The sequence below is a fragment of the Rhizobium pisi genome (assembly GCF_003938655.1).
Lineage (GTDB): Bacteria > Pseudomonadota > Alphaproteobacteria > Rhizobiales > Rhizobiaceae > Rhizobium > Rhizobium pisi.
The window spans coordinates 513,237-519,781 of sequence record NZ_RJJT01000001.1 but is presented as its reverse complement, the minus strand read 5'-3'; the positions used below and the strand labels follow the sequence as shown (position 1 = coordinate 519,781).

At 60.6% G+C, this 6,545-nt stretch carries 4 protein-coding genes and 1 tRNA gene; 2 read left to right on the top strand and 3 right to left on the bottom strand.

Annotated features, from left to right (window positions below; genetic code table 11):
- The coding region (locus EFD55_RS02605; RefSeq protein ID WP_148102899.1) for a MobA/MobL family protein at positions 1–180 on the bottom strand (180 nt) is incomplete at its 3' end.
- Positions 181–555: 375 nt separating this feature from the next.
- Here EFD55_RS02605 and EFD55_RS02600 point away from each other — a divergent pair.
- Positions 556–1,518: a nucleotidyltransferase and HEPN domain-containing protein gene (locus tag EFD55_RS02600; RefSeq protein WP_125842675.1), complete on the top strand. Its 963-nt coding sequence runs from the start codon at positions 556–558 to the stop codon at positions 1,516–1,518.
- Positions 1,519–1,783: 265 nt separating this feature from the next.
- Here EFD55_RS02600 and EFD55_RS02595 read toward each other — a convergent pair.
- Positions 1,784–1,860 (bottom strand) — tRNA-His (locus EFD55_RS02595).
- 130 nt (positions 1,861–1,990) lie between these two features.
- On the bottom strand, positions 1,991–2,440 hold the full coding sequence (locus EFD55_RS02590; protein ID WP_125842673.1) for a phasin: 450 nt from the start codon (positions 2,438–2,440) through the stop codon (positions 1,991–1,993).
- A gap of 213 nt (positions 2,441–2,653) precedes the next feature.
- On the opposite strand from EFD55_RS02590, the gene EFD55_RS02585 reads away from it, so the two are divergent.
- Positions 2,654–6,472 carry an ATP-binding protein gene (locus EFD55_RS02585; protein WP_125842671.1) on the top strand — a complete coding sequence of 1,273 codons (3,819 nt, stop codon included), beginning with the start codon at positions 2,654–2,656 and terminating at the stop codon, positions 6,470–6,472.
- The last annotated feature ends 73 nt before the right edge of the window (positions 6,473–6,545 follow it).

Here is a 6,545-nt window from a genome sequence, read left to right as displayed (position 1 = left end):
CATCTGGTCCGGCAGCGCCAGTTCCTCATGAACCAGTTCGTATGCCCCACCCCTATAGCTGAACGACGTGCCGGCCTGTTCGTCCATCATTCGGGCACGGTGGCGGTAGGCGGCGGCCGAGACGATGTTGCGTCCCGCTCCCCTGCTGAGCACCTGCGCTCTGACGAACATGATTGCCATGATTGCCCTCGCATATTCGGAGCGGTTGCAGCAACGAGCGAGATCGCTCTTTCACAATAGTCAGACCGAACGACCGACGCGCTCCGCGCTTGTCTCCGGTCGTTTTTGCGCGGGTTCATATCAAGTGCCACAAATAAGGGATTTAACTGATTTATTCAAGACAGTATAATGCGAGGCTGATTTCACGCTTTGTTCGCCTAGTGCACAGCGTCTAACTATGCCGCGTTCAGACGATCCTTGTCCCTAAGCACTTGAAGCTTTTGATCAATCTCCAGCGTTTGGTAGCAACCGGATGAGAAGCAAGGGCAAAGCAGGAGTTGAGGGATACTAAAATTGCCAGTAGACGATATTGGATCTTTCGCCTATCGATTGCTCATGAAATCGTCGCTTGAACATATGCCGCTTCGCAAGCAGCGAGAACTCGGACGGGTTCTTGAAATCCTCCACGAGGAATTCGAGGACGCGTTGAAGGAAGGTACCGCCGATTTCAAAAAGCGCGGCCGGATCCTGAAGATCATCCTGTTCGGCTCCTACGCCAAGGGTGGGTGGGTCGATGAACCCTTCACGATGAAGGGATATCGCTCCGATTTCGATCTCTTGATCATCGTCAACAACCGCAAGCTCTGCGAGTTCGCCGAATACTGGTACAAGGCCGCCGACCGGCTGATCCACGAAGCCTCGATCGAAACGCCGGTAAGCTTCATCGTCCATTCCAGGCGCGAGGTGAACACCTACCTCAGGGAAGGACAGTATTTCTTTTCCGACATCCGCAAGGAAGGCATTGTTCTCTACGAACTGGACGATGAGCCGTTGGCGGAGCCGGAACCACTCTCCCCCACGGATCGACTACCGGTGGCAAGAGAGCATTTTGCGCGTCGGTTTGCGGAGGCTAGCGCCTTTCTCGCAACAGCTGAGTTCCAACGCAAAAATTCGGAAAGCGTCGGCGACGCTTGGGGAAACTTGTCCGCCTTCAGCCTGCATCAATCAATCGAGCAGGCCTATTCCTGTGTCCTACTTACACTCACCAATTACGGCCCGCCATCGCACAACATCAAGTTCCTACGCTCGCTTGCCGAGGAGCAAGACCGACGACTGATCGAGGCCTTTCCTCGCGATCAGCACAGAGAACGTGCCTGGTTCAACACGCTAAACGAGGCGTACGTGAAGGCGCGCTATTCCAAGCACTTCGAGATCAGCGAGGAAGCGCTTGGCTGGCTCGCAGAACAAACTGCGTTACTGCTCGAACTGGTCAAGGCGGTTTGCAAAGGGCACCTAGAGATCCTTAAAGGAATAGCTGGCAGCGATATAATTAAGCGAGAATCGCTGTCAGGCGGTTGACCAGCTGCGTGAATGGAAGATGTCGCGGCACGACCCGCCGCAAAATCTTCAATTTTTGCAAAGATGACGGCCGGGAGGCGCTGACGGATTGGTCTCGGTGGCCGATGCGTTGCGCCACCTAACTACCTAGCCGGGCGATGCGATATTCAAGCAGGTGCCAGAAGATCAGAGATCTGCCGCTCAGGCACCTGGCCGGCGATGTGCGCGTTTCCGTCGACAGAAGACTTTGCGAACGTCGAGCCTTCGGTATGGACAAAGGGGGAGATGGTACGGTTGGGGGGTCTCGAACCTCCGACCTCAGGTGCCACAAACCTGCGCTCTAACCAACTGAGCTACAACCGCATAAATCACGCTTGGCGCGACGGGGGTCACATACGAGGACTTGGCGAGGAATTCAAGCCCCATTCCTCGCGAATATACAAAAAGGCTGGACACGAGGTCCAGCCCTTTGTCGCTGACTGGTAAAGACCGATCAGGCCTTCTTGAAGGAGGCCATGGCCTTTTCGGCGGCGTCCTTGGAGGGCTTGGCAAGCTTTTCGGCCACCTGCTTGGTGGTTTCCTGGATCGACTTCGCCTGCTCGACGGCAAGTTCAGCCTGCTTGCGCAGGAAGGAGGTCTGCAGTTCGAAGAATTCGGCCGCGGACTTGACGCCGAGGAGCGCTTCCATGTGCGAGAGCGAGCTCTCAGCGTTGACGCGCAGAACGTCGATCGCCTTCAGGCCGAGTTCGACGCTGCCGGCCTGTGCCGTCTGGACGGTGGCTTCGAGCGTCTTGCCGGCTTCCTCGCCAGCCGTCTTCAGCTTGGCATAGGCGTCCTTCGACTGCTGGGCGCCTTTTTCGGCGAAGTCACGGAAGGATTCCGCGAGCTTGGACGGGTCGAAAGAAGCGATTGAAAAAACGTCATCGGTCTTTATGGTAGCCATGGTCGCATTCCTTTAGGTTGAGGCAGTCGCTGCCTATGATCATCGAATGACGTCTATATAGGATATTTTATTGTGCATTGCAACATTTTTTGTGCAGCGCACAAGTCGTTAACCTTTCCGGCCGAAAGCACCCCGCTCTTCTGGACCGGGTTGCGCCCTGCAGTTATTAATAAGCCGTTAATGTAAAGAGGCCGACAGCGACAAGGTTAGATCATGCCCGCAGTCCAATATCCGTTCATCGATATCGCCGTGCATGCGCGGGTGCGAGAACGCTTTTCACGCGGCGAGGCGATGGTGCTGGTTTCGGCCGATCTTGCTCGCCTGCTCTGGGCGAACGGCGCTGGCGCGGAGCTTTTCGGCCATTCGGCGGTCTATGATCTGCTCGACCAGGGCGTCGACCGTGCCGACATCACCTTCCGCCAGTTGGAAACGGCCGCGCGCCAGCTCACCGATATCGGCGACAGCCGCACCCTGATGATCCGCGTCGCCAAGGGCTTTCAGCGCGTGCAGGTGCAGGCGGCGGCCGAGTTGATCCGGCTCTCCCAGGGCGAGAAGGCCATCCTGTTTTCGGTGCCGGTCTCGACCAAACCGCTTACAGCCGGCGCCTCGGCCGCCCAGATGCTGCAGGGGCTGGATGATCCCGATACGCATATGGCTGTCATCGGCGCCAATGGCGAGGTCATCGCGGCCTCGCCGGGCTTTGCCTCGCTCGGCATTTCCGAGCAGACCGCAAAGACGCTGATCAACCTTGCCGGCGCACATCCCGACCGGTTGGTGAAGCGTCCCGTCGCCACCGGCCGGGGCTATCTTCCGGCCGCCGTCGGCAAGCTCAGCGACGAGCCGGCGCTCAATCTGCTCTTTGCGGTCGAAACCGTGCTCGGCCATCTCGACCCGATCGATGCACCCGTGCACGAAACCATCGATCCATCAGTGCCGCAGGCAGCCGAGGCGCTTACGGGGGAAGAAAGCCCGGCGCCCCCCGAGGCGCTCCAGGACGAACCCGTCGCCGCGGCAGGCTTCACCGACATGATCGACGCGGTCTCCGGGATCGAAGAGGTCGAGGAGACACTCGAGGAAATCGCCGGCGAAAGCGAACAGCCGGCCGAGACCGCTGCGGAATCCGCAGACGAAACAGTGGACGGGATGCCGTCTGGCGGGCACGAGGAGCCGGAGAACCACGGCGTCAGCGATAGCAGCACGGATGAGGCCTATGAGCCCGCCGCGATCGTTGAGGATGCCATTACCTCCGCTTCGAAACCGGTGGGAGCAGCTGAAATTGCGGAACCCCCAGTTGAAGCAACCGAAGCAGAGATTGAAGAAGCACCGGAAGCGGTCATCGAAGAACCCGCCGTGACAGCGCCGGCTGCTCCCGAGGCCGCCCCTGCCCCGCAGCCTGCGGCTGAGCCCGGCTTCGTCTTCAGGCCGAACAGCCGCGCCACGCGCTTCGTCTGGAAGATCGACGCCGAGGGCCGGTTCAATGAGGTCAGCCATGAATTTGCCGAGGCCGTCGGTCCGCACGCATCGGACATCATCGGCTCCGCCTTCAGCGATATCGCCGCCCTCTTCAACCTCGATCCCGATGGCAAGCTTGCCGAAGCGCTCGCCCGCCGCGACACCTGGTCGGGCAAGACGATCCTCTGGCCGGTCGAAGGCACCAGTCTCGTCGTCCCGGTCGATCTCGCAGCACTGCCGACCTATACTCGCAACCGCGACTTTGACGGTTTCCGCGGCTTCGGCGTCGTCCGGCTTTCCGATGTGCAGGAAGATCCGCTGGCGCTCGGCCTGACGCTCGGCCCTGATGGCGTCGGCCATGATGCGGCAAGCTTCGGCCCGATAACGGAAACCACACACGAAGCGGAAGCCGCGCCTGAAGAAGCATCAGCCGAAACCGCTGCAGCGATAGAGATCGAAGACCAGGCGCTCGCCGCAGCCCAGCCGGAGATCGAAGAACCGGCATCGGAAGAGATTGCCGCCGAAGAGGCAGCGTTCGAAAGTGCCGCGGAGGAACCGGCAAGCGATGTTGACGCGGAGGATACACCTGCCGCCGAGCCGGTCGTCAATTCTCCGGAAGAGCTGCCTGCTCTTCGCATTTCGGAAACGCCCAATCGCCGTTTCACCGACAAGGTCGTTCAGCTTCACAGCACGGGCGCCGGATTGACGGCCGCCGAGCAGGCCAATTTCCGCGAGATCGCCAAGCGTCTCGAAGCCTTCGGCGCCCGCAAGGAAGAGCCTGCAGCGCCTGACGAAAGCACCGCAAAACCGGCCGGTTTCGAAGAAGCCTCCGCATCCGAGGAGCCTCAGTCCGAAACGACCTTTACCGACAAAAGGGAGACGCCGCTCGTTGCGGAGACGGCGCCGCAGGAGGCGATCTTCGAGCGTGCCGTCGAAACTGAGCGCGACGACGATACCGAGGAGCCGGCGATCGCTGCCGAGGACGACGCGACGGAAGGGCTCGAGGAAACGGTCAGTCAGATCGAGGTTCTCACAAGCTTCATTCCACCGCGCGTCAAGATGACGGACGGTCTTTCGGCCGGAACGGTCGACCAGTTGCCTGTCGCCGTGCTCATCCATATCGGCGATGCATTGATCCATGCCAATCCCGAATTCATGCGGCTGACGGGCTATGCTTCGCTCGACGCGCTGCGCGAGGTGGGTGGCATCGAAGCCCTGCTGCAGCGCCGCGAACTCGAGGAAAAGGCGGCGGGCTCCAGCACGATGATGCTCGTCAAGGCTGATGATACGCTGGCGCCGGTGACCGCGCGGCTGCAATCGGTGCGCTGGGAAGATGCCAACGCCCTGATGCTGGCGCTGATGCCAGTAGAAGGCAAGGAAGACAGCCGCGGCGAAGCAAGCCGTTCCGAGGGCCGGTCTGAACCGCGCCCCGAGCGGATGGTCGAGAAGGTCGCCAAGCTTCAGGTCGAAGTGGAAGAATTGCGCTCGATCCTGGAGACGGCAACCGACGGCGTCGTCGTCATCGGCACCGAAGGCGATATCCGCTCGATGAACCGGTCGGCCAGCGCACTTTTCAACTATGACGAACAGGAGACGCGGGGCAAACCCTTCGTCATGCTGTTTGCCCATGAGAGCCAGAAGGCGGTCATCGACTATCTGAACGGCCTCTCGGGCCATGGCGTTGCGAGCGTGCTGAACGACGGGCGGGAAGTGATCGGACGCGAAGCCAGCGGCGGCTTCGTGCCGCTGTTCATGACAATGGGCCAGCTCACCTCATCCAACGGCTATTGCGCCGTCATCCGCGACATCACCCAGTGGAAACGCACAGAAGACGAGCTGCGCAACGCCAAGGGTGCTGCGGAAACCGCCAACGCCCACAAGACCGATTTCCTCGCTCGCGTCAGCCACGAAATCCGCACGCCGCTCAACGCCATCATCGGCTTTTCGGACATGATGGCGGGCGAACGCTTCGGGCCGATCGGCCATCCCCGCTACATCGAATATGCCAACGACATCGGCCGCTCGGGCCGCCACGTCCTCGATATCGTCAACGACCTGCTCGACATTTCCAAGATCGAGGCAGGCGAGATGGATCTCGATTTTGCCGCCGTCGGGCTCAACGAGGCGATCTCGGAAGCCGTGGCGCTGGTGCAGCCGCAGGCAAACGGCCAGCGCGTCATCATCCGCACGGCGCTGTCGCATTCGGTGCCTGATGTCGTGGCGGATCTGCGCTCGATCAAGCAGATCGCGCTGAACATCCTGTCGAACGCTATCCGCTTCACCCCGTCGGGCGGGCAGATCGTCGTTTCCACCTCCTATGAGGCGAATGGCAGCGTGGTGCTGAGGGTCCGCGACACCGGTGTTGGCATGACGCGCAACGAGCTCGACCAGGCGATGAAGCCATTCCGGCAGGTCTCCTCGACCCAATCGCGCCATCGCGGCGACGGCACCGGGCTCGGCCTGCCGCTGACCAAGGCGATGGTGGATGCCAATCGGGCGACGTTCTCGATCAATTCGGCGCCGAACGAAGGCACGCTCGTCGAGATCACCTTCCCGTCGCAGCGCGTTCTGGCCGGCTGATCGGCGTAAGGAGAAAGCGGCACCATAAAAGAAGGCAGCCAGGAGGCTGCCTTAAGAGTTGGTGCTGTTCAAC